Annotated in this window: 18 protein-coding genes; 9 read left to right on the top strand and 9 right to left on the bottom strand. The window is 68.2% G+C overall.

From position 1 onward, the window contains the following. The first annotated feature begins 20 nt into the window (after positions 1 to 20). Positions 21 to 848, top strand: a complete 828-nt coding sequence (otnI, locus tag RD110_RS26665; RefSeq protein WP_076204035.1) for a 2-oxo-tetronate isomerase — start codon at positions 21 to 23, stop codon at positions 846 to 848. Here otnI and RD110_RS26660 read toward each other — a convergent pair. Continuing rightward, positions 845 to 1,756: a LysR family transcriptional regulator gene (locus RD110_RS26660; RefSeq protein ID WP_076204032.1), complete on the bottom strand. Its 912-nt coding sequence runs from the start codon at positions 1,754 to 1,756 to the stop codon at positions 845 to 847. The genes otnI and RD110_RS26660 overlap by 4 nt on opposite strands. Positions 1,757 to 1,852: 96 nt before the next feature. Here RD110_RS26660 and RD110_RS26655 point away from each other — a divergent pair, with 96 nt between their 5' ends. Beyond that, positions 1,853 to 3,484 (top strand): GMC family oxidoreductase, encoded by a 1,632-nt coding sequence (locus RD110_RS26655; RefSeq protein ID WP_076204030.1) that lies wholly within the window; start codon positions 1,853 to 1,855, stop codon positions 3,482 to 3,484. After that, a complete protein-coding gene (locus tag RD110_RS26650) occupies positions 3,481 to 5,229 on the top strand; it encodes an FAD-dependent oxidoreductase (protein ID WP_204250011.1) in 1,749 nt (582 codons plus the stop codon). Before RD110_RS26655 ends, RD110_RS26650 begins: the two co-directional genes overlap by 4 nt. Positions 5,230 to 5,283: 54 nt before the next feature. Here the strand turns inward: RD110_RS26650 and RD110_RS26645 are convergent, their stop codons facing one another. The 7 genes from RD110_RS26645 to RD110_RS26615 form a co-directional block, all read right to left on the bottom strand. After that, positions 5,284 to 6,348 (bottom strand): ABC transporter ATP-binding protein, encoded by a 1,065-nt coding sequence (locus RD110_RS26645; protein ID WP_076204025.1) that lies wholly within the window; start codon positions 6,346 to 6,348, stop codon positions 5,284 to 5,286. A 39-nt stretch (positions 6,349 to 6,387) separates the two neighbouring features. Next, positions 6,388 to 7,206 carry a carbohydrate ABC transporter permease gene (locus tag RD110_RS26640; protein ID WP_204250010.1) on the bottom strand — a complete coding sequence of 273 codons (819 nt, stop codon included), beginning with the start codon at positions 7,204 to 7,206 and terminating at the stop codon, positions 6,388 to 6,390. A 16-nt stretch (positions 7,207 to 7,222) separates the two neighbouring features. Next, on the bottom strand, positions 7,223 to 8,086 hold the full coding sequence (locus tag RD110_RS26635) for a carbohydrate ABC transporter permease (protein WP_076204021.1): 864 nt from the start codon (positions 8,084 to 8,086) through the stop codon (positions 7,223 to 7,225). Positions 8,087 to 8,175: 89 nt separating this feature from the next. Then, positions 8,176 to 9,489, bottom strand: coding sequence for an ABC transporter substrate-binding protein (locus tag RD110_RS26630; RefSeq protein WP_076204019.1), 1,314 nt, complete (start codon positions 9,487 to 9,489; stop codon positions 8,176 to 8,178). Between the two features lie 21 nt (positions 9,490 to 9,510). Beyond that, entirely contained in the window at positions 9,511 to 10,425 is a 915-nt protein-coding gene (locus tag RD110_RS26625; RefSeq protein ID WP_157900336.1) for a dihydrodipicolinate synthase family protein, read from the bottom strand. Continuing rightward, a complete protein-coding gene (locus tag RD110_RS26620; RefSeq protein WP_239467135.1) occupies positions 10,422 to 11,291 on the bottom strand; it encodes a GntR family transcriptional regulator in 870 nt (289 codons plus the stop codon). Before RD110_RS26620 ends, RD110_RS26625 begins: the two co-directional genes overlap by 4 nt. Next, positions 11,288 to 11,713 (bottom strand): RbsD/FucU family protein, encoded by a 426-nt coding sequence (locus RD110_RS26615; RefSeq protein WP_076204015.1) that lies wholly within the window; start codon positions 11,711 to 11,713, stop codon positions 11,288 to 11,290. Before RD110_RS26615 ends, RD110_RS26620 begins: the two co-directional genes overlap by 4 nt. A gap of 125 nt (positions 11,714 to 11,838) precedes the next feature. On the opposite strand from RD110_RS26615, the gene RD110_RS26610 reads away from it, so the two are divergent. The 6 genes from RD110_RS26610 to RD110_RS26585 all read left to right on the top strand — a co-directional run bounded on the left by RD110_RS26610 (position 11,839) and on the right by RD110_RS26585 (position 18,924). Then, a complete protein-coding gene (locus RD110_RS26610) occupies positions 11,839 to 12,909 on the top strand; it encodes an aldo/keto reductase (RefSeq protein WP_239467134.1) in 1,071 nt (356 codons plus the stop codon). Then, on the top strand, positions 12,906 to 13,718 hold the full coding sequence (locus RD110_RS26605; RefSeq protein ID WP_076204011.1) for an amidohydrolase family protein: 813 nt from the start codon (positions 12,906 to 12,908) through the stop codon (positions 13,716 to 13,718). The genes RD110_RS26610 and RD110_RS26605 overlap by 4 nt, the downstream gene beginning before the upstream one ends. Before the next feature lie 117 nt (positions 13,719 to 13,835). Further along, the gene (locus RD110_RS26600) at positions 13,836 to 15,827 is read left to right on the top strand and encodes a methyl-accepting chemotaxis protein (RefSeq protein ID WP_076204009.1); all 1,992 of its coding nucleotides are present in this window, start codon (positions 13,836 to 13,838) and stop codon (positions 15,825 to 15,827) included. Positions 15,828 to 15,936: 109 nt separating this feature from the next. Continuing rightward, on the top strand, positions 15,937 to 17,418 hold the full coding sequence (locus RD110_RS26595) for a M20 family metallopeptidase (protein ID WP_076204006.1): 1,482 nt from the start codon (positions 15,937 to 15,939) through the stop codon (positions 17,416 to 17,418). A gap of 26 nt (positions 17,419 to 17,444) precedes the next feature. After that, complete coding sequence (locus RD110_RS26590) at positions 17,445 to 18,311, top strand: alpha/beta hydrolase (protein ID WP_204250009.1); 867 nt, start codon at positions 17,445 to 17,447, stop codon at positions 18,309 to 18,311. Positions 18,312 to 18,375: 64 nt separating this feature from the next. Continuing rightward, entirely contained in the window at positions 18,376 to 18,924 is a 549-nt protein-coding gene (locus RD110_RS26585) for a DsbA family protein (protein WP_076204001.1), read from the top strand. Between the two features lie 49 nt (positions 18,925 to 18,973). Here the strand turns inward: RD110_RS26585 and RD110_RS26580 are convergent, their stop codons facing one another. Continuing rightward, positions 18,974 to 19,447 (bottom strand): YidB family protein, encoded by a 474-nt coding sequence (locus RD110_RS26580; protein ID WP_076205767.1) that lies wholly within the window; start codon positions 19,445 to 19,447, stop codon positions 18,974 to 18,976. Between the last annotated feature and the right edge of the window lie 26 nt (positions 19,448 to 19,473).

Genomic DNA, 19,473 nt, shown 5'->3' with positions numbered 1-19,473 from the left:
ATTTTCTGAAGCGAGACACCATGCCCAGATTCGCCGCCAACCTGTCGATGATGTACAACGACGTGCCGTTCCTCGATCGTTTCGAGGCGGCCGCGAAAGACGGCTTCAAGGCCGTCGAATTCCTGTTCCCCTACGCCTGGCCGGCCGAGGACATCGCCGCCCGGTTGCAGCACCACGGCCTGGAACTTGCGCTGTTCAACATGCCGCCGGGCGGCACCGACGCGGCGTCCATCGACAAGGCCTGGAACAGCGGCGTGCGCGGCACCACCGCCCTGCCCGGGCACGAGGCCGAGTTCCGCCAGGGCGTGGCGCTGGCCCTGGCCTACCAGCGGCTGCTGAAATCGCCGCGCATCCACCTGATGGCCGGCCTGATCGGCGCGGAGCCCGAGATGATGCGCGCCACCTACATCGCCAACCTGCGCTGGGCCGCCGCCGAGGCCGCGCAGCAGGGCGTGGATGTGCTCATCGAGCCGATCAACACGCGCGACATCCCCGGCTTCTTCCTGAACCGGCAGGACCAGGCGCACCTGATCGTGCACGAGGTCGGCGCGGCCAACCTCAAGGTGCAGATGGACCTGTACCACTGCCAGATCGTCGAAGGCGACGTGGCCATGAAGATCCGCCAGTACGTGCCCACCGGCCACGTCGGCCACATCCAGATCGCCGGCGTGCCCGAGCGCCACGAGCCCGATACCGGCGAGGTCCACTACCCCTATCTGTTCGATGTGCTGGACGAGGTCGGCTACACCGGCTGGATCGGCTGCGAATACCGGCCGCGGCGCGGCGGCGAGCCGGGCGGCACGTCGGCGGGGCTGGGCTGGGTGCAGCCCTACCTGAAGAGGCCCTAGATCGCAGGCCTCGGCTGCGCCAGTTGATGCGCAGCGCGGTGCAGATGGGCCATGAAATGCCGGACCACCGGTGACACCGAGGCGTCGTTGCGCGCGATCGCGCAAACCTTCATCGGTACGCCCGCTTCCTTCAGGGGCACGACTTCCAGCAGGTGTTCGAACATACGGTCGCCGATGAGGTGGCGCGGCATCAGCCCGACGAAATCGCCACCGCCCACCAGCGCCAGCAAGCCCAGCGTCGAGTTCACCACGGCACCCACCGGCGGCGCCGGCAGGCCATGCTGGGCGAAGAAGAGCTGGGCGTAGCCCGAGGCGCCCGCGGGCCCGGTGTAGACCCATTTCGCACCCGCCAAGGCGCCGAGCGACTTCGCCTGCGCCAGCGGGCTGCCGCGGCGCACGACGACGACGGTGCAGGTCGTGATCAGTTCCTCGACGATGAACTCGCCCAGCGGCAGGCCTTCGGGCATGGTGCAGACGGCCACGTCCATCTGGTCCATGCGCAGCTTCTGCAACTGCGAGAAATACAGTTCCTCGCTGAGCCGGATCTGCACCTGCGGGAACTCCGCGCTGAAAGTGCGCAAGGTCTCGGGCATCAGCAGCATCACGGCCAGCGGCATGGCGCCCACATTGAGTTCGCCGGTGAAATGGCCGCCCAGCTGGTTGATCTCGTCGACCGCCGCGCCGATCTCGCGCTGGATGGCGAGCGCGCGCGCGTGCAGCGCCTTGCCCTGCGCCGTGGGTGCCACGCCGACGGTGGTGCGCGTGAACAGGCTGGCCGACAGCTCCACCTCGAGCTCGCGCACCAGCCGGGTGACGGCGGGTTGCGACAGGCCCAGGCGGCGCGCCGCCGCCCGCAGGCTGCCCTCTTCCACGGCGGCCACGAAAGCTTTCAGCCCAGACAACTTCATCGGGTGATGATAACGACCCGTTATCGCCTTGATGCCCGTGGCATCTTCCCTGGCCGGGTGCGCATGGCCATACTCGACCGCCTCAAGAGGAGAACCATGGCGACCAATCCGGGTGACGATGCAGGAACGTTCGACTTCGTGGTGGTGGGCGCCGGCACGGCGGGTTGCGTGCTGGCCAACCGGCTCAGCGCCTCCGGCCGGCACTCGGTGCTGCTGCTCGAAGCCGGCGGCGAAGACCGCAATCCCTGGATCGGTGTGCCGCTGGGCACGGGCAAGGTCTTCAACAACCGCGCGCTGAACTGGAACTACCAGGGCGAGCCCGAGCCGGCGCTGGCCGGCCGGCGCATGTTCCAGCCGCGTGGCAAGGTGCTCGGGGGTTCCGGCGCCATCAACGGCCTGATCTACACCCGCGGCCACCGCGACGACTTCGACGGCTGGGCGCGGGCCGGCTGCACGGGCTGGGCCTACGAGGACGTGCTGCCGTGGTTCATGCGCGCAGAGGACCAGGCGCGCGGCGCCGACCGCTTCCATGGTGTGGGCGGCCCGCTGTCGGTCTCCGGCCCGATCTACCGGCATGCGCTGGCCGACGCCTTCATCGCCGGCGCGGCCGAACTGGGCCATGCGGTCAATCCCGATTTCAACGGCGCCAGCCAGGAAGGCGCGGGCTACTTCCAGTACACCATCCGCAAGGGCCGGCGTTCGAGCCCGGCCTCGGCCTACCTGCGTCCCGCGCGACAGCGGCGCAACCTGACGGTGCTCACCGGCGCGCTCGCGCACCGCGTGGTGTTCGACGGGCGGCGCGCCAGCGGCGTCGTCTTCGAGCAGCAGGGCCGCCGGCGCACGGCCCACGCGCGGGGTGAGGTCGTGCTCTGTGGCGGCGCCTTCAATTCGCCGCAGTTGCTGCAGTTGTCGGGCATCGGCCCGGGCGCGCTGCTGCAGGAGCTGGGCATCGCGGTGCTGCACGACAGCGCCCGCGTGGGCGAGAACTACCAGGACCACTTCGGCCTGCGCATGGCCTGGCGCTGCACGCGGCCCATCACGCTCAACGACCAGGTCGGCAGCTTTTGGCGGCGCATGGCCATGGGAGCGCGCTACGTCTTCACCCGCACGGGCTATATGGCGTCGCCGGGCATCCTCGCCGGGCTGTTCGCGCGCTCCCGGCCCGAACTGGCCGCGCCCGATCTCGAACTCGTGCTTTCGCTCTGGACCATGGTGCAGGGCGACCTGAACAAGGCCCGCATGATCGATCCCTTCTCCGCCTTCGGCATCGTCATCGAAGACCTGCAGCAGCAGGGCCGTGGCTGGGTGCGGCTGCAGAGCCCGGACCCGCGGGTGGCGCCCCGGATCCTGTCCAACCTGTTCTCCACCGGGCGCGACCAGCGGACGATCGTCCAGGCGGTGCGGCTGGCGCGCGCGCTCTTCGCCTCGGCGGCGCTACGCCCCTTCGCCGGTGCCGAGTTGCAACCCGGCCCCGAGGTGCGCAGCGACGAGGATATCGTCGACTACGCGCGGCACAACGGCTTCGGCCTGTACCACCCCGCAGGCACCTGCGCCATGGGGCCCCGCGAGGACGACGTGCTCGACCCGCGCCTGCGCGTGCGCGGGGTGCAGGGCTTGCGCGTGGCCGATGCCTCGGTCATGCCGGCCATCACCCGCGCCAACATCCAGGCCGCCGTCGGCATGATCGGCGAGAAGGCCGCGGCGATGGTGCTCGAAGACCACGCATGAGAGATCCCCATGAAAGCGATGCCATGACCGCCACCACGCTCCCCCGCTGGGACCGGGAAACCGACGTGCTCGTCTTCGGCAGCGGCGCTGCCGGTATGACGGCCGCACTCGTCGCCGCGCAGGAGGGCCTGCAGGTGCTGCTGTGCGAGAAAGCGGCGCAACTCGGCGGCACCACCGCCATCTCCGGCGGCGAGATCTGGCTGCCCAACAGCCGCCAGAGCCGCGCCATCGGCATCGAGGACAGCGTCGAGCGCGCGCTCGCTTACTGGAACGCCGAGGCCGGACAAGCCGCCTCGGCCGAGCACCGGCGCGCCTACCTCGAAACCGGGCCGGAAGCCATCGACTACCTGGCGCGCCACAGCGAGGTGCGCTTCCAGGCCGTGAACCCGCATCCCGACTACCACCAGAGCCAGCCGGGCGCCTCCATCGGCGGCCGGCCGCTGGGCACCGTGGCCTTCGACGGCCGCCGGCTCGGCCCGGACTTCGCGCTGCTCAAGCCCGCACGCAAGGACTTCATGGTGTTCGGCGGCATGATGGTCTCGCGCGACGACATCGCGGCCCTGCTCAAGCCGCTCGCATCCTTCAAAGCCTTCATCCACAGCGCGGCGCTGGTGGCGCGTTACCTGCGCGACCGGCTCAGCCACCCGCGCGGCACCCGCCTGGTGCTGGGCAACGCGCTGGTGGCGCGCCTGCTCTACAGCCTGCGGCAGAAGCAGGTGGGCATCGAGGTGGAGGCCTCGCTGCAGGGCCTGGTGCGCGAAGGCGATACCGTTACCGGCGCCGTCGTGCGGCATCAAGGCCGCGAGCTGCGCGTGCGGGCGCGGCGCGGCGTGGTGCTGGCCACCGGCGGCTTCGCCGGCAATGCCGCGCTGCGCCAGCGCTACATGCCGGGGCTGCCGATCGAGCATGCCTTGTCCGCCGAAGGCAACGTGGGCGACGCGCTCACCGCCGCCTGCGCCATCGGCGCCGCGGTCGATGCCGACATGCAGACGCCCGCCTACTGGATGCCGGCTTCGCTGCGCAAGGTGGGGGATGGCAGCGTGTCCGTGTTCCCCCACATCCGGGATCGCGCCAAGCCCGGGTTGATCGCCATCAACGCCGAAGGCCGCCGCTTCGTGAACGAGTCGGCCTCGTACCACGACGTTTCCCTGGCGCTGTGGGCTGAAGCTGCGCGCAGCGCCGACGCACCGGCCTGGTTCGTCTGCGACCGCGCCTTCATCCGCACCTACGGGCTGGGCATGATCAAGCCGATCTGGCAGCGCCTGGGGCCCTATGAACGCGAAGGCTACCTCATCAAGGGCCGCACGCTGGAACAGCTGGCACGGCGCATCGGCGTGGAGCCGGCCGTGCTGGCGGTCACGGTGGCGCGCCACAACCAGGCCGCGGACACCGGCACCGACACCGCCTTCGGCAAGGGCAGCAACGCCTACAACCGGCATTACGGCGATGCGGCGCATGCGCCCAACCCGTGCCTGGCGGCGATCGCGCACGGGCCGTTCTTCGCCGTGCGGGTCAAGCCCGCGCCGATCGGCACCACCGTCGGCCTCCAGGTCGACACCCAGGCCAACGTGCTCGACACCATGGGCCGCCCGATCGCCGGGCTCTACGCCTGCGGCAACGACATGGCTTCCGTCACGCGCGGCGCCTATCCCGGCCCCGGCTCCACCATCGGACCGGGGATGGTGTTCGCCTACCGGGCGATGCGCAGCCTGACGGCGCGGGCGCAGGCCGCTCGCGCCGTGTGAGGCTGGCGTTTTTCCGGACCCGATCCACCGGCCCCGGAGCGGCCGCCGGTGCGCTTACAAACGCGCCTGCGTGGCTTCGTCGAACACGTGCACCAGGTGCGGTTCGATGGCCAGGGTGACGGCATCACCGGTTTTCACCAGCAGCCGGTCGTGCACCAGCGCCTGCACCATGTGGCCCTGGGCATCGCAGGTCAGCAGCGTGTCGGCGCCGCTGAATTCGACCACCTTGACGGTGCAGGGAATGCCGCTGGCCGCGCCAGCTTCGCGCACACGCAGGTGTTCGGGCCGCAGGCCAAGTACCACGCGGCGCTCGCCGAGCGAAGCGAAATTGGCCGTCAGCGCCAGCGTGCCGCCCGCGTCTGCCGTCGCGGTGGCGCCATGGACGCGGCCCGGCACCAGGTTCATCGACGGTGAGCCGATGAAGGTCGCGACGAAGGTGTTGCACGGGTTGTCGTACAGGTGGGCCGGCGTGCCGATCTGCTCGACCAGGCCGTCGCGCAGCACGATGATGCGGTCGGCCATGGTCATGGCTTCGATCTGGTCGTGGGTCACGTAGATCGACGTGGTCTTCAGGCGCTGGTGCAGCGCACGGATCTCGGTGCGCATCTGCACGCGCAGCTTGGCGTCGAGGTTGGACAGCGGTTCGTCGAACAAGAACACCTGCGGGTCACGCACCATGGCGCGGCCCATGGCCACGCGCTGGCGCTGGCCGCCGGAGAGCTGGCGCGGCAGGCGGTCGAGGAGTTTGTCCAGGCCGAGGATCTTGGCCGCGCCGGCGACCTTGCTGCCGATGGTGCTCTGGTCGGTGCCGGCGATCATCAGGCCGAAGCCCATGTTGTCCTTGACCGTCATGTGCGGGTACAGGGCGTAGGTCTGGAACACCATGGACACGCCGCGCTCCTTCGGTGGCAGGCCGTTGACGGTGCGCTCGCCGATGCGGATGGTGCCGGCGGCCGGGTCGTCGAGCCCGGCGATCATGCGCAGCAGCGTGGACTTGCCGCAGCCGCTCGGGCCGACGAAGACGGCGAACTCGCCGTCGCCGATGGCGATGTCCACGCCCTTGATGACGCGGGTGTCGCCGAAGTTTTTCTCGATGCCGGAAAGGGTGACTGATGCCATTTGGGGAACTCTTGAATTTCTAGGAAGACACGGAGGCGATCAGCCGCCCTTGACGCCGCCGGCGGTCAAGCCACCGACGATCTCTTTTTGAATCACCAGCGTCAGCAGCAACACCGGCAGCGTGACCAGCAGCGCCGCGGCCGCCAGCGGCCCCCAGGCGATCTGCTCGAAGGTCAGCACGTTGTAGATGGCCACCGGCAGCGTGCGCGTCTCGCGCCCGGCCAGCACCGCGCCGAAGATGAAGTTGTTCCACGAGAAGATGAAGGCCAGGATCGCCGCCACGGTGATGCCGGGCCGGGCCAGCGGCAGCGCGATGTGCTTGAAGCGCTGCCAGGGCGAGCAGCCGTCGACCACCGCGGCTTCTTCCAGTTCGTGCGGCAGCGTCTCGAAATAGCCGGAGACGATGTAGACCGTGATCGGCACCGTGATCACCAGGTGGGTGATGATCACCGGCGCCAGCGTGCCGGTCAGGCCCAGCGCCTGGAACAGCGTGAACAGCGGGATCAGGAAGCTGATGGCCGGTGTCATGCGCGCGATCATGATCACCATCAGCAGCTTCTTGGCCTTGAGCCGCGCGATGCCGTAGCCCGCGGGCACGCCGATCAACAGCGCGATACCCGTCGCCAGGCCCGAGACCACGATGCTGTTCAAGAGGTACTTGAAGAACGGGCCGCTGTCGAACACCTTCACGAAGTTGGCGAAGGTCGGCGGGCTCGGGATGAATACCGGCGGATAGGCCAGGTTGTCCACCTCGTTCTTGAAAGCGAGGGACAGCATCCACAGGAAGAAGCTGATGGCCGGCGACACCAGCAGGATGACGCAGACGCCGAGCAGCAGTTTGTCGAGTGTTTTTTTCATGATGGTTCAGCCTGCTTCACTCGTAGTATTTGGAACGCTCGCGCAGCCAGAACAGCAGCATCGACAGCGCCACCACCAGTACGAAGAACACCACGACAACGGCCGATGACTTGCCGATCTGGTAGAACGAGAACGCCTGCAGGTAGAGGTAGATGTTGATGGTTTCCGACGCGGTGCCGGGGCCACCTTGGGTGATCACGTAGATGGTGTCGAAGGTCTTGAGCGCGTCGATCATGCGCACCACGCCGGCCACCAGGATGAAGGGCAGCAACATCGGCAGCGTGACGTAGCGGAAGGTCTGCCAGCGGCTGGCGCCTTCCATCAGCGCGGCTTCGAAAGGGTCGGCCGGCAACGAGGCCATGCCGCCGAGCACGATCAGCATCACCAGCGGCGTCCACTGCCAGATGTCGACCAGCACCAGGCAGGCGATGGCCAGGCGCGGCGAATACACCCATTCGCTCGGGCCGATGCCCACCAGCGACAACAGGTAGTTGAGCACGCCCTGCTGCGGGTGGAACATCATCACCCACACCAGCGCGATCGCCACCGGCGTGGCCATCATCGGCAACACGAAGGCACCGCGCAGGAAGCCGCGCATCGGGAATTCCTGGTGGAACACCAGGGCCGCGGCGGTGCCCAGCACCAGCGGCGCGGCCACGGCCAGCGCGGTAAAGATCAGCGTGTGCGCGATGGATTCGAGAAACCGGGTGTTGGTGGCCAGCTCGGCATAGTTGGAGAGGCCGGCGAAGCGCGGCACGGAGCCGATCTTCCAGTCGAACAGGCTCATCCACAGCGTGAACAGCCAGGGGAAGACGATCACCGCGACGATGACGATCACGGCCGGCACGATGAACCAGATGAAAGGCGAAATTTTCCGCATGCAGGGGTATCCCGTCCGCCCGAAGGCGGCGTGCGTTGGTCGAATCAGACAGAAAAAGCCGGCGACCGCAGCCGCCGGCCGCTAAACCATCAGCTGGCCTTGGCCAGCACCGGCGCGAATTCCGTGGTGGCCTTCTTCAGCTCGGCACCCACGTCGTTGCCGGTCAACATGTTGTTCAGTGCGATGCCATAGGTGTCGCGGAACTCGGTCACGGGCTCGATGATCGGCAGGCCGGGCCGGGCGATCTTCAGCGATTCGGCCACGGCCGTCAGCCATTCCGGCGGCACCGTCAGGTTGGCGATGGCTTCGGCGTTGGAATAGGCCGACAGACGCACAGGCGCCCCCGAGCCCGTGGCCAGCATGCGCGCCTGCATGGCCTTGCCCGTGGCCCACATGATGTAGTACCAGGCCGGGCCCTTCTTGTTCGTATAGGCCGAGACGCCGATGCCATCGCCGAAGGTGGCCGACACCTGGGCCTTCGGACCGGGCGGCATCACGCCGTAGCCGACCTTGCCCTTGACCTTGGACTTGGAGGCATCTTCCAGCGGTGGCGCGAAGCCCGAGCCGTCGATCCACATCGCCGCCTTGCCTTGCAGGAACAGGCTTTGGGCTTCGTTCCAGTTGTAGCCCGCCACGCCGGCCGGGCCGGTGTTCTTCAGCAGGTCACGGTACATCGTGGCCGAGGCGATGGCCTCCGGTGTCTCCGTGGCGAGCTTGCCGTTGGCATCGAAGAACTGGCCGCCATAGCCGAGGAAGAAACCGGTCCACAGCGGCACGTTGGCGTTCTTCAGCCCGCGTCCCACGAAGCCGACCACGCCGGTGGCCGGGTCGTGCAGCTTCTTGGCCGCGGCCATGATTTCGGCGAAGTTCTTCGGATAGGCCACGCCCTTGGCGGCGAACAGTTCCTTGTTCCAGTACAGGATCCACGGGTCCAGGTTGAATGGCAGGCTGTCGATGCGGCCGTCGGCCTGCGTGGCGTAGAACATGCCGCCAGCCGAAAAATCCTTCACGTCGAAATCCGCGGGCGCACCCGAGGCGATCAGCGGGCGCAGATCCTCCATCCACTTGCCCTTGGCGAACTGGCTCTTCTGCACGTGGTAGCTCAGGTGCACCACGTCGAAGCTGGTCTTGCCCGAGTTGAACTCGATCACCGTCTTCTGGCGCGACTGCTGCTCGGGCACCTGCTCGGCACCGACCTTGATGCCGGTCATGTCCTCGAATTCCTTCTGGTGCTTCTGCAGCAGCTCGCCGCGCGGGCTCTTGATCAGATGGACTTCGATGGTCTGGCCGCTGTAGCGCTTCCAGTCGAAGCCCGCCTGGCCGAACACGGTGGGCACGGCCGACAGGGCCGTGGCGCCCGCGCTCGCCTGCAGGACGGTGCGGCGGTTGATCTGGTTCTTCATGGCTTGTCTCCTGGTGTTGATTTAGATGGTGTCGAAGCTCTGATTCGTCGCGCGGTACACCTCGCGCACGGCTTTTTCTTCTTCGGGCTCGAGTTTGGTCAGCGGTGCACGCACGTTGAGCCAGACGTCGTCGCCCATCTGCTCGGCCAGGCCGACCTTGTAGGCGCTGACGAAAGGCATGCCGGGCAGCACGGTCATCAGGCGCAGCAGGTCGAGCACCAGTTGTTCGTCGGCCTTGGACACGGTCTGCGGCGAAGAGATGATGCGGCGCAGCAGGTGTGGTGCCACGTTCGCCATGCCGTTGACCGAACCCGAGCCGCCAGCACGCATCACCGGCGCGATGTGCGGCTCGGAGCCGACGAAGATCGACAACGCGGGGAAAGCCTTCACCAGACCGAGCGAATGTTCGAGGTCGCCCGAGCTGTCCTTCACGCCGATCACCTGTTTCGGATGGCGGCGCACCAGCTCGGCGATGGCCGTGTGCGAGAAGCCCACGTTGGCCAGCGACGGAAAGTGGTAGAGCAGCATCTGCAGGCTGTCGTTGCCGATGCCCTGGATGACCTGGCTCACGCATTCGACCACACCCGCATCGCGCGGATGGTTGAAGAAGAACGGCGGCATGTAGAGCTGGCGCTTCACGCCGAGCGCGATCGCGTGGCGGCCGAGGTCGATGGCCTCCTCGAGCGCGCAGGCCGTGGTGGTGGTGATGACCTGGTCGGGCGTGATGCCGGCGGCCAGCACCGCTTCGAGCACCCGCTTGCGCTCGGCCACACTGAAGGCCAGGCCTTCGCCCGTGGTGCCGAACAGCGTGACGCCGTCGCTGCCCGCGGCCATCATGCGTTTGGCGTGGGCGATGGTGCGGGGAAGGTCGAGCTGGCCGTCCGGTTGGAACGGCATCAGCAATGCGGGCCAAAGGCCTTCGATGGCATGGGTCAAGGGTGTCTCCTGGTGGTGTTCGAGGGGGTGGTTTTGCGGGGTGCGGCGGGCGCTGCGGTGGCGGCAGGCCAGTCGCTGCGCAGCACGTCGGGCGAGGTGCTGAGCACACGGCTACGCGCGCTTTCCATGTGTTCTTCGAGCCCGGCGATGGCGGCGGCCTCGTCGCGCCGCTTCAGGGCCGAGATGAAGACCAGGTGCTCTTCCATGGCCGGGATCAGCCGTGCGGGGGTGATCACCGTCTGCTCCAGCGTGATGAGCCGCACGCGCAGGCTGTTCACGCGGTAGATCTCGGAGAGGATTTCATTGCCCATGGCGTCGACCATGCGGTCGTGCAGACCCCAATCGACGGACTGCGCGTCGTCGAGCAGGTCGGCGTCGGGCCGGTCCACGCCGGCGCGGCGCGCGCGGTTCAGGATGTCGTGGTGCGCGGCCTCGATCTCGTCGAGTTCGGTCGCGCTCACGCTGCGCACGAACAGCCGCACCGCCTCGCGCTCGATCATGGCGCGCAGCTGGAAGGCGTTGCGGATCAGCTTCAGGTCCACATGCGCGATCTGCAGGCCGCGCTGGGGCACGGTCTTGACGAGGCCGCCGGCTTCCAGGCGCGGGATCATCTCGCGCACCGCACCGAGCGGCATGTCGAGCAGCGTCATGAGTTCGCGTTGCGACACGAACTGGCCGGGGCGGATGCTGCCGCTCAGGATCTGCTGGGTGAAGCCCTGGTAGGCGCGCGCTCGCTGGCTCGATGCGCCCGAAGGCACGGCGGCCAGCGTGCGGTTGGCCACCGACTTGGCCACCGGCTTGGCAGCGCTCTTGCGCGGCGCGGCGCGGGCCGGCGCCATCGCCGGGTTGGATGCGCGTGCGTTCATGGTGCGGCCACGCCTTTCTTCAGCAGGATGTTGCCGTAGGTCCGCGTTTCGCCGGTGGCCACGATGGCGAAGGCCTGGGCCGCACGTTCGTAGAAGGCGAAGCGTTCGAGGGTGGCCGGCGCATCACCGCCATGGCGCCGCAGCGTGGCGGTGAAATCGGCCACGGCCGGCGGAACGGCGGTCGCGTCGCCCACCACCTGCATGGTGAACGCGGCATGCGGCACGAAGTCGTCGAGCGGGAACACGGACAACACGGCATTGAGTACATCGTTCGCCGCCACACCGGGCAGCCGCACCAGGCGCTTGGCATGGGTGGCCGCGGGGAAGAATGCGTCGGCCAGCACGATCTCGTCGCCATGGCCCATCGAGGCGAGCACGTGCAGCAGATCGGGAGACAGCAGGGGAGACAGGCCTTTGAGCACGGTGACGTGAGCTGGAAATGAATGGATCGACGGGGGTGGCGAGCTTCTGGCGATTTCAGGGAATCTACTGTAGACGCACTGACATGTTAGTTCTACTATAGGTCAACGCAAACGATCGCCTATCCGTGAAAACCCCTGCCTCCACCACGACGCCCACTGTTTCCGGCCCGCCGCCCTGCGCGGCAGCCAACATCTACCCGCCGATGGCGAATGGCCTGCCGCTCGGCCTCGGCGGCGCCGCGCTCGGCAACCTGTTCACCGCCATCTCGGACGAAGCCGCCGAAGCCGTGATCAGCGCCGCGCTGCAGGCCGGCTGCCGCACCTTCGACACCGCACCGCATTACGGCAACGGACTGAGCGAGCACCGTTTTGGCCATGCGCTGCGCGGCGTGCCGCGCGAGAGTTTCGTGTTGTCCACCAAGGTCGGCCGCGTGCTCGTGCCCGATGCGCACGCCGCGCGCGCGCAGAACAGTTACATCGAGGTGTTGCCTTTCAACCAGCGCTGGGACTATTCCGCCGCCGGCGTGCGCCGCAGCGTGGAAGACAGCCTGCAGCGGCTTGGCCTGGCGCGGCTGGACGTGGCCTATGTGCACGACTGCGACGCTGCCTGCCATGGCGATGCCTATCCGCAGGTGCTGCGCCAGGTGATCACCGAAGCGCTGCCCGAGTTGCGGCGCATGCGGGCCGAAGGCCTGGTGCGCCACATCGGCCTCGGGGTGAACGACGTACAGGTCTGTCTCGACGTGTTGCATGAAGCCGAGCTGGACTGCCTGCTGCTCGCCGGTCGTTACAGCCTGCTCGACCACGCGGCCCTGCCGGCGTTGCTGCCGCTGTGCGAGCAGCGCGGTGTGCGCATCGCATTGGGCGGCGTGTTCAATTCCGGCATCCTCGCCACGGGTGTGAAAGGCGTGACGGCCGGGCATCCGGTGCGCTTCAACTATGGGCCGGCGCCGGAGGCGTGGATCGCCCGCACCGCTGCGATCGAGGCCGTTTGTGATCGCTTTCAGGTTCCGCTGCGTGCCGCGGCGCTGCGGTTTCCGTTGGCGCATCCCGCGGTGGAGATCGTCATGGCCGGTCCGCAGACCATCGCGCACTGGCAGGACGCGGTGACGATGATGGGCCACGCCATTGCGCCGGCCTTCTGGCAAGCCCTGCGCGACGAAGCGCTGATGCCTGCCGAGGCGCCGCTGCCATGATCGACGCGCATTTCCACATCTGGCGACTCGCGCGCGCCGACTACGGCTGGCTCACACCGGCACTCGCACCGATCTACCGCGACGTGGCGTTCGACGACTGGCGCGCCGTGAGCCGGCCCTGCGGCTTCCGCGCCGGCATCGTGGTCCAGGCCGCGCCGACCGAGGCAGAGACGGCCTTCCTGCTCGAGCAGGCCGATGCGGCGCCCGACGTGCTCGGTGTCGTGGGCTGGGTCGACATGCTCGCGGCCGATGCGCCGCGGCGTATCGAGATGCTGGCGCGCCGGCCCAAGCTCAAGGGCCTGCGGCCGATGCTGCAGGACATCGCCGACCCCGACTGGATCCTACAGCCGGGCGTGCAGCCGGCGCTGCACGCCATGGCGGCGGCCGGCCTCGTCTTCGACGCGCTGGTCAAGCCGGTGCACCTGCCGCGCATCCTCGCGCTGGCCATGCGCCATCCCGACCTGCGCATCGTGATCGACCATGGCGCCAAGCCCGACATCGCCGCGGGCCAGTGGGACGACTGGGCCGAAGGCCTGCGTCGGCTGGCCGGCGACACCTCGGCCTTCTGCAAGCTTTCGGGCCTGTGGAACGAGGCCGGTCCCGGCGCGAGCGGACAGGCACTGCGGCGCCATGCCGGCTTCGTGCTCGAATGTTTCGGGCCCGCGCGCACACTCTGGGGCAGCGATTGGCCGGTGCTGGAACTCGCCGGCGGCTACGCCGAGTGGTTCGGGCTGGCGCAGGCGCTGGTGCCGCCCGAGGCGCGGGAGCAGGTCTTCGGCGCAACGGCGCGGGTCGCCTACGGTCTGTAGCCAGGGCGGGCCGGCGCAGGAATTGCTTCTGGTCAGGACGGTACGGCCGTATAGCATGCGCGCTCACTGCGCCGTGCGGCGTCTTGCACCGCCCACGATTCAACCTGGAAGGAAGCCATGAAACCCACCTCGACCGGCTCCCGCTCCGTCGCCCGCCAGCTTGCATGGCGCGCCATCGCGCTGCTGGCCATCGTCCTGTTCGCCATCAGCATGGCCCTCAGCGTCATCGAAGAACGCAACGCGCGCGCCGACGTGCGCCGCAATGTCGCCGACAAGGTGCAGAGCATCGTGACCGTGGTGGATTCGGCCGACCAGATGAGCCGCGACATCCTGTTGCGGGCCTTCGGCGGATTCAAGGCGTATTTCGATGCGAAGCTGGTGCTGGAGCCGTCCAGCGGCGAACTCCTGAGCGGCGGCAAGCCCATCAACAACGATTTCAGCACCGTCGACAAGTTCACCCGGGACACGGGCAGCGTGGCCACGGTGTTCGCGCGCAAGGGCGACGATTTCCTGCGCGTCACCACGTCGCTGAAGAAGCAGGACGGCGAACGCGCCATGGGCACGCTGCTCGACCGCGCGCATCCGGCCTACGCCTTGATGCTCGCCGGCCAGACCTACACCGGCCGCGCCGTGCTGTTCGGCAAACCCTACATGACCCATTACGAACCGGCGCTGGATGCGGCCGGGCAGGTGGTCGGCATCCTGTTCGTCGGCACCGATGTCTCGGCTTTCGATGCGTCCGTGGCCAAGCAGGTGGCCGAAGTGCGCTTCTTCGAGACCGGCGGCCTGTATGTGGTCGACCCGCGCTCGGGCCTGTCGGAGGCGGTGTTCCTGGTGCATCCGCAGGCCAAGGGCAAGAAGGTCCTCGAGGCTTTCCCGCAGGCCGAGAAATTCCTCGCCGCACTGGCCGCCGCGCCCGACGGTTACGCCGAGGCCGCGCCCAACCTCGTCGGCCCGCCGGCTGACGACGAATGGTCGCTGCTGCGCAAGGCACAGGCGAGCAAATGGTGGGTGGTGGCCGAGGTGTCGGACGCCGAGGCCATGCGCGCGCCACGCGAGGCCATGCGGGTGATCTGGGGCTTGCTGGCCTTGGCCACCGCATTGCTGGGCCTCGGCCTGTACCTGACGATCCGCCGGATGGTGAGCCAGCCGCTGGCGGGCCTGACCACGGCCGTGACAGCGGTCGGGCAGGGCGACCTGACCCAGGCCTTCCACAGCGACCGCACGGACGAGATCGGCACCCTGGTGCGCGAGGTCGAGGGCATGCGGCGGCGCTACCTCGACACCCTGCGCCAGGTGCAATCGTCGGCGCAGCGCATCCATGCGGCCAGCGCCGAAATCGCGGGCGGCGCACAGGACCTCTCGGCACGCACCGAGCAGACGGCCAGCAGCCTGCAGCAGACGGCGGCCAGCATGGAGCAGCTCACCAGCACCGTGCGCCAGTCGGCCGATGCCTCGCAGCAGGCCAACCGGCTGGCGGCTTCGGCTTCCGAGGTGGCCGCGCGCGGCGGCGAGGTCGTCGGGCAGGTGGTGGCGACGATGAGCGACATCAACGACAGTTCGCGGCGCATCGGCGACATCATCGGCGTGATCGACGGCATCGCCTTCCAGACCAATATCCTGGCGCTCAATGCCGCGGTCGAAGCCGCGCGCGCCGGCGAACAGGGCCGGGGTTTTGCGGTGGTGGCGAGCGAAGTGCGCAGCCTGGCGCAGCGCTCGGCCACGGCCGCGCGTGAGATCAAGGCGCTGATCGGCAGCTCGGTGGAGAAGGTGGACAACGGCGAGCGCCTGGTGCGCCAGGCTGGCAGCACCATGGACGAGATCGTCGCCTCGGTGCAGCGGGTCGGCGCGATGCTGGCGGAGATCACGGCGGCCGCCTCCGAGCAGTCGCAGGGCATCGCGCAGGTCAACACCGCCGTCACCCAGCTGGACCAGATGACGCAGCAGAACGCGGCCCTGGTCGAGGAGTTTGCCGCCGCCTCGGAGAGCCTGAAGGAGCAGGCCGAGCGGCTGTCGGAGGCGGTGAAGGTGTTCCATCTCGGCCACGCCGCGGACCCGACCGCTCGGATCGCTCCACCGCCGGCCAACGCCCATCCCCGGTTGAAGTAACACCGCGTTACCGAAGCCCCGGCGAATGGCACGGCGGGGCGGGCTTGTGGTGCAATAAGGCATACGGTTTCCGGCCTGGAAAACCCAACCCAACCTGCAGGAGCCCACCATGAACGCCCGTGTCCCCGCCGCCGTGTTGAACGCGACCGAAGCCTTGTCCCAGGTCAGCCGCGCCTGGGACGAAACGCTCGTACCCGAGCTCACCAGGTACATCGAGATTCCCGCCAAATCGCCGTCCTTCGACAAGGAATGGGCGGCCCATGGCTACCTGGAAACGGTGATGCGCAATGCCGCGGCCTGGGTGGAGTCGCAGAAGGTCGAAGGCCTGAAGCTCGAGATCGTGCGCCTGGAAGGCCGTACGCCGGTGTTGTTCTTCGAAGTCGCGGCCAGCGGCACGCAGACGGTGGAGACGGTGCTGATGTACGGCCACCTCGACAAGCAGCCCGAGTTCAACGGTTGGCGCAACGACCTCGGCCCATGGACGCCGAAGTACGAGGACGGCAAGCTGTTCGGCCGCGGCGGCGCAGACGACGGTTATGCGGTCTACGCCAGCATCACCGCGATCCAGGCGCTGAAGGCGCAGAACGCACCGCATCCGCGCATCGTCGGCCTGATCGAGACCTGCGAGGAAAGCGGCTCCTACGACCTGCTGCCCTACGTGGACGCGCTGCGGCCGCGCCTGGGCGAGGTGGCGCTGGTGATCTGCCTGGATTCGGGCGCGGGCAACTACGACCAGCTCTGGCTCACCAGCAGCCTGCGCGGCATGGCCAGCGGTGTGCTCAAGGTCGAGGTGTTGACCGAAGGCGTGCATTCCGGTGACGCCAGCGGCCTGGTGCCGTCGAGTTTTCGCATCATGCGCCAGGTGCTCGACCGGCTGGAAGACAGCGCCACCGGCCGCCTGCTGCCGGCCAGCTTCCACTGCGAGGTGCCGGCCGACCGGCTGGCCCAGGCGCGCGCCACGGCCGCCATCCTGGGCGACGAAATCTACAAGCGGTTTCCATGGGCGCACTACGATTGCGACGGCGCCACCGCCTTTGCGCTGCCCACCACCACCGAGCCGGTTCAGGCGCTGCTCAACCGCACCTGGAGTCCCACGCTGAGCGTGACCGGCGCCGATGGCTTCCCCGAGCTCAAGAACGCCGGCAACGTCCTGCGCCCCTACACCGCGTTCAAGCTGTCGCTGCGCCTGCCGCCCCTGGTGGATGCGCCCGAGGCCGTGCAAAAGCTCAAGGCCCTGCTCGAGGACAACGCGCCCTACCAGGCCAAGGTCACCTTCCACCCCGAAGGCGCGGCCACCGGCTGGAACGCGCCGAGCACCGCACCCTGGTTCGAACAGGCGCTGAACGAGGCCTCCTCCGCGCACTTCGGCGCACCTTGCGGCTACATCGGCCAGGGCGGCACGATCCCGCTGATGAACATGTTGTCGCAAGGATTCCCGAAGGCCCAGATGATGGTCTGCGGCGTGCTCGGCCCCAAGAGCAATGCCCATGGCCCGAATGAATTCCTGCACGTGCCGTATGCGAAGAAGCTCACCGCCGCGGTGGCGCAGGTGATTTCGCGCTTCGGCCAGGGCGGTGCCAGCGGCTCCTGAAATCACGTTCCGACGACGGCATCCGGATGAACGTCGAATCCACGCTGTCCACCTTCACCGCCGGCGACGGCGAAAACCTGGCGGTGCAAGACTGGCCGCTGGGCGAAGACCGGCCGATGCGTGGCGTGGTCGTGCTGGTGCACGGCCTGGGTGAACACGCCGCGCGTTACGACCACGTCGCCCAGCGGCTCAATGCCTGGGGTTTCGCCGTGCGCGGCTACGACCAATACGGCCACGGCGAATCCGGCGGGTCCCGTGGGCGGCTGCCCAGCGCCACGCGGCTGATCGACGATCTCGATGACGTGCTCGAGAGCACCCGCGCCCGCATGCCGCGCGGCATGCCGCTGGTGGTGCTCGGCCACAGCCTGGGGGCGCTGGTGGCCGCGCGCTTCGCCGCCATGGGGCGACGCCCGATCGAAGGATTGGTGCTGTCTTCCCCGGGGCTGGACCACGGCCTGAACGCGGTGCAGCGGCTGGCCCTGGCCACCGTGCCCGCCATCGCGCCGCATCTGCGGCTGCACAACGGGCTCGACCCGGCCTTCCTGTCGCACGACCCGGCCGTGGTGCAGGCTTACCGCGCCGACCGGTACTGCCACAACCGCATGTCCGCGCGCATGGCGCGCTTCATCACCGACAGCGGGCCGATCCTGCTCGCGCGCGCGGCGACCTGGGCGGTGCCGACCCTGCTGCTGTATGCGGGCGGCGACAAACTCGTGCCACCCGATGGCAGCCGCGCCTTCGCCAGCGCCGCGCCGCCGCGCATCGTCACGGCCCATTGTTTCGAGGGCCTGTACCACGATCTCTTCAACGAGCTCGACAGCGAGCCGGTGTTCGCCCTGCTGCGGCAATGGCTCGACCGGCGTTTTCCCATGGGCCGCGATACCGCAGCCTAGGGCAAGCGGGGTAAGAAATTGTGGCCCGGCTGTCAAAAAGACCGGGCCGCGTCACAATGCCAGCATGTCCAAGCCAGCCCCCAATCCCCTGCTCGCCATCGACCGCGCCACCGACCACGTGCTGGGCTCGCCCGACGCGCGGGTCAGTCTTGTCGAATATGGCGACTTCGAATGTCCGTCCTGCGGCCAGGCCCATGCGGCGGTGAAGATTTTGCGCGAGCATTTCCACGACCGGGTGGCCTTCGTCTTTCGCCATTTCCCGTTGCGGGAAGTGCATCCGCATGCGGAACTGGCCGCAGAGGCGGCCGAGGCCGCTGGTGCGCAAGGCAAGTTCTGGCCCATGCACGATCTGCTGTTCGAGCACCAGCGCCATCTGGACGCCGGCCATTTCCTCGGCCATGCCAGGGATCTCGGCCTGGACGTCGTCCGCTTCGAGAACGAAATGCGCGACCACGTCTACCTGCAGCGTGTGCAGGAACAGATCGCCGTGGCCGAGCAGTTGCGTGTGCGCGCCACGCCCACCTTCTATGTGAACGGCGTGTTCGTCGACGTGTCGATGGGCCTGGCCCATCTGCGCGATGCGATCGACGCGGCGCTGGCCAACAGCGGCTGAGCAACCGGCCACCGCGTCTCAGGGCGCCATGCGCACGGCGCCCACCCTGCTATTTCTGCTGCAGCAGCCCGCCGAGCATGCCGAACAGATCGCCTTCGTTGCCCAGGCCCTGCGCAGGGGCTTGGCCCTGCGGCGTGAGCTTGTCGATCAGGCCGGGCAGCACGTGCGACAGCTGGCTGGCGGCTTCATTCGGCTGCACGCCGAGTTGGGACGCGATGTTGGACAAGGTGTCCGAACCCAGCACCTGGCCGAGCTGATCGCCGGAAATCGGTTGGTTGTGGCCCGCACCGATCCAGGAGCCGATCACGTCGCCCATGCCGGCCTGCTGGAATTTTTCCACCAGGCCGCCCAGCCCGCCCTGGGCGCTGCCATTGCTCAACATGCCGGTGATCACCTGCAGCAGTTGCGGATTGCTGGCGAGCACGCCGAGCAAGCCGCCCAGGCCACCCGCCTCGCCCGGCTGTGACGGTTGCTGTTGGCCGTTGTTCAGGACGGCGCCGAGTACGGAATCGAGTAAGCCCATGGTGTTTCCTTTGGTGGTGGCAAAAA

The sequence above is a fragment of the Rhodoferax koreense genome, assembly GCF_001955695.1.
In the GTDB taxonomy this organism is placed as follows: domain Bacteria; phylum Pseudomonadota; class Gammaproteobacteria; order Burkholderiales; family Burkholderiaceae_C; genus Rhodoferax_B; species Rhodoferax_B koreensis.
Note: the sequence above shows the minus strand (reverse complement) of the source record. Positions and strands in the feature narration are given on the sequence as shown.

Coding starts and splice junctions, on each gene's coding strand:
- RD110_RS26655 (WP_076204030.1), top strand. CDS start 1,853: ATGGCGACCAATCCGGGTGACGATGCAGGAACGTTCGACTTCGTGGTG.
- RD110_RS26630 (WP_076204019.1), bottom strand. CDS start 9,489: ATGAAGAACCAGATCAACCGCCGCACCGTCCTGCAGGCGAGCGCGGGC.
- RD110_RS26590 (WP_204250009.1), top strand. CDS start 17,445: ATGAACGTCGAATCCACGCTGTCCACCTTCACCGCCGGCGACGGCGAA.
- RD110_RS26600 (WP_076204009.1), top strand. CDS start 13,836: ATGAAACCCACCTCGACCGGCTCCCGCTCCGTCGCCCGCCAGCTTGCA.
- RD110_RS26645 (WP_076204025.1), bottom strand. CDS start 6,348: ATGGCATCAGTCACCCTTTCCGGCATCGAGAAAAACTTCGGCGACACC.
- RD110_RS26640 (WP_204250010.1), bottom strand. CDS start 7,206: ATGAAAAAAACACTCGACAAACTGCTGCTCGGCGTCTGCGTCATCCTG.
- RD110_RS26580 (WP_076205767.1), bottom strand. CDS start 19,447: ATGGGCTTACTCGATTCCGTACTCGGCGCCGTCCTGAACAACGGCCAA.
- RD110_RS26635 (WP_076204021.1), bottom strand. CDS start 8,086: ATGCGGAAAATTTCGCCTTTCATCTGGTTCATCGTGCCGGCCGTGATC.
- otnI (WP_076204035.1), top strand. CDS start 21: ATGCCCAGATTCGCCGCCAACCTGTCGATGATGTACAACGACGTGCCG.
- RD110_RS26585 (WP_076204001.1), top strand. CDS start 18,376: ATGTCCAAGCCAGCCCCCAATCCCCTGCTCGCCATCGACCGCGCCACC.
- RD110_RS26660 (WP_076204032.1), bottom strand. CDS start 1,756: ATGAAGTTGTCTGGGCTGAAAGCTTTCGTGGCCGCCGTGGAAGAGGGC.
- RD110_RS26620 (WP_239467135.1), bottom strand. CDS start 11,291: ATGAACGCACGCGCATCCAACCCGGCGATGGCGCCGGCCCGCGCCGCG.
- RD110_RS26650 (WP_204250011.1), top strand. CDS start 3,481: ATGAGAGATCCCCATGAAAGCGATGCCATGACCGCCACCACGCTCCCC.
- RD110_RS26605 (WP_076204011.1), top strand. CDS start 12,906: ATGATCGACGCGCATTTCCACATCTGGCGACTCGCGCGCGCCGACTAC.
- RD110_RS26595 (WP_076204006.1), top strand. CDS start 15,937: ATGAACGCCCGTGTCCCCGCCGCCGTGTTGAACGCGACCGAAGCCTTG.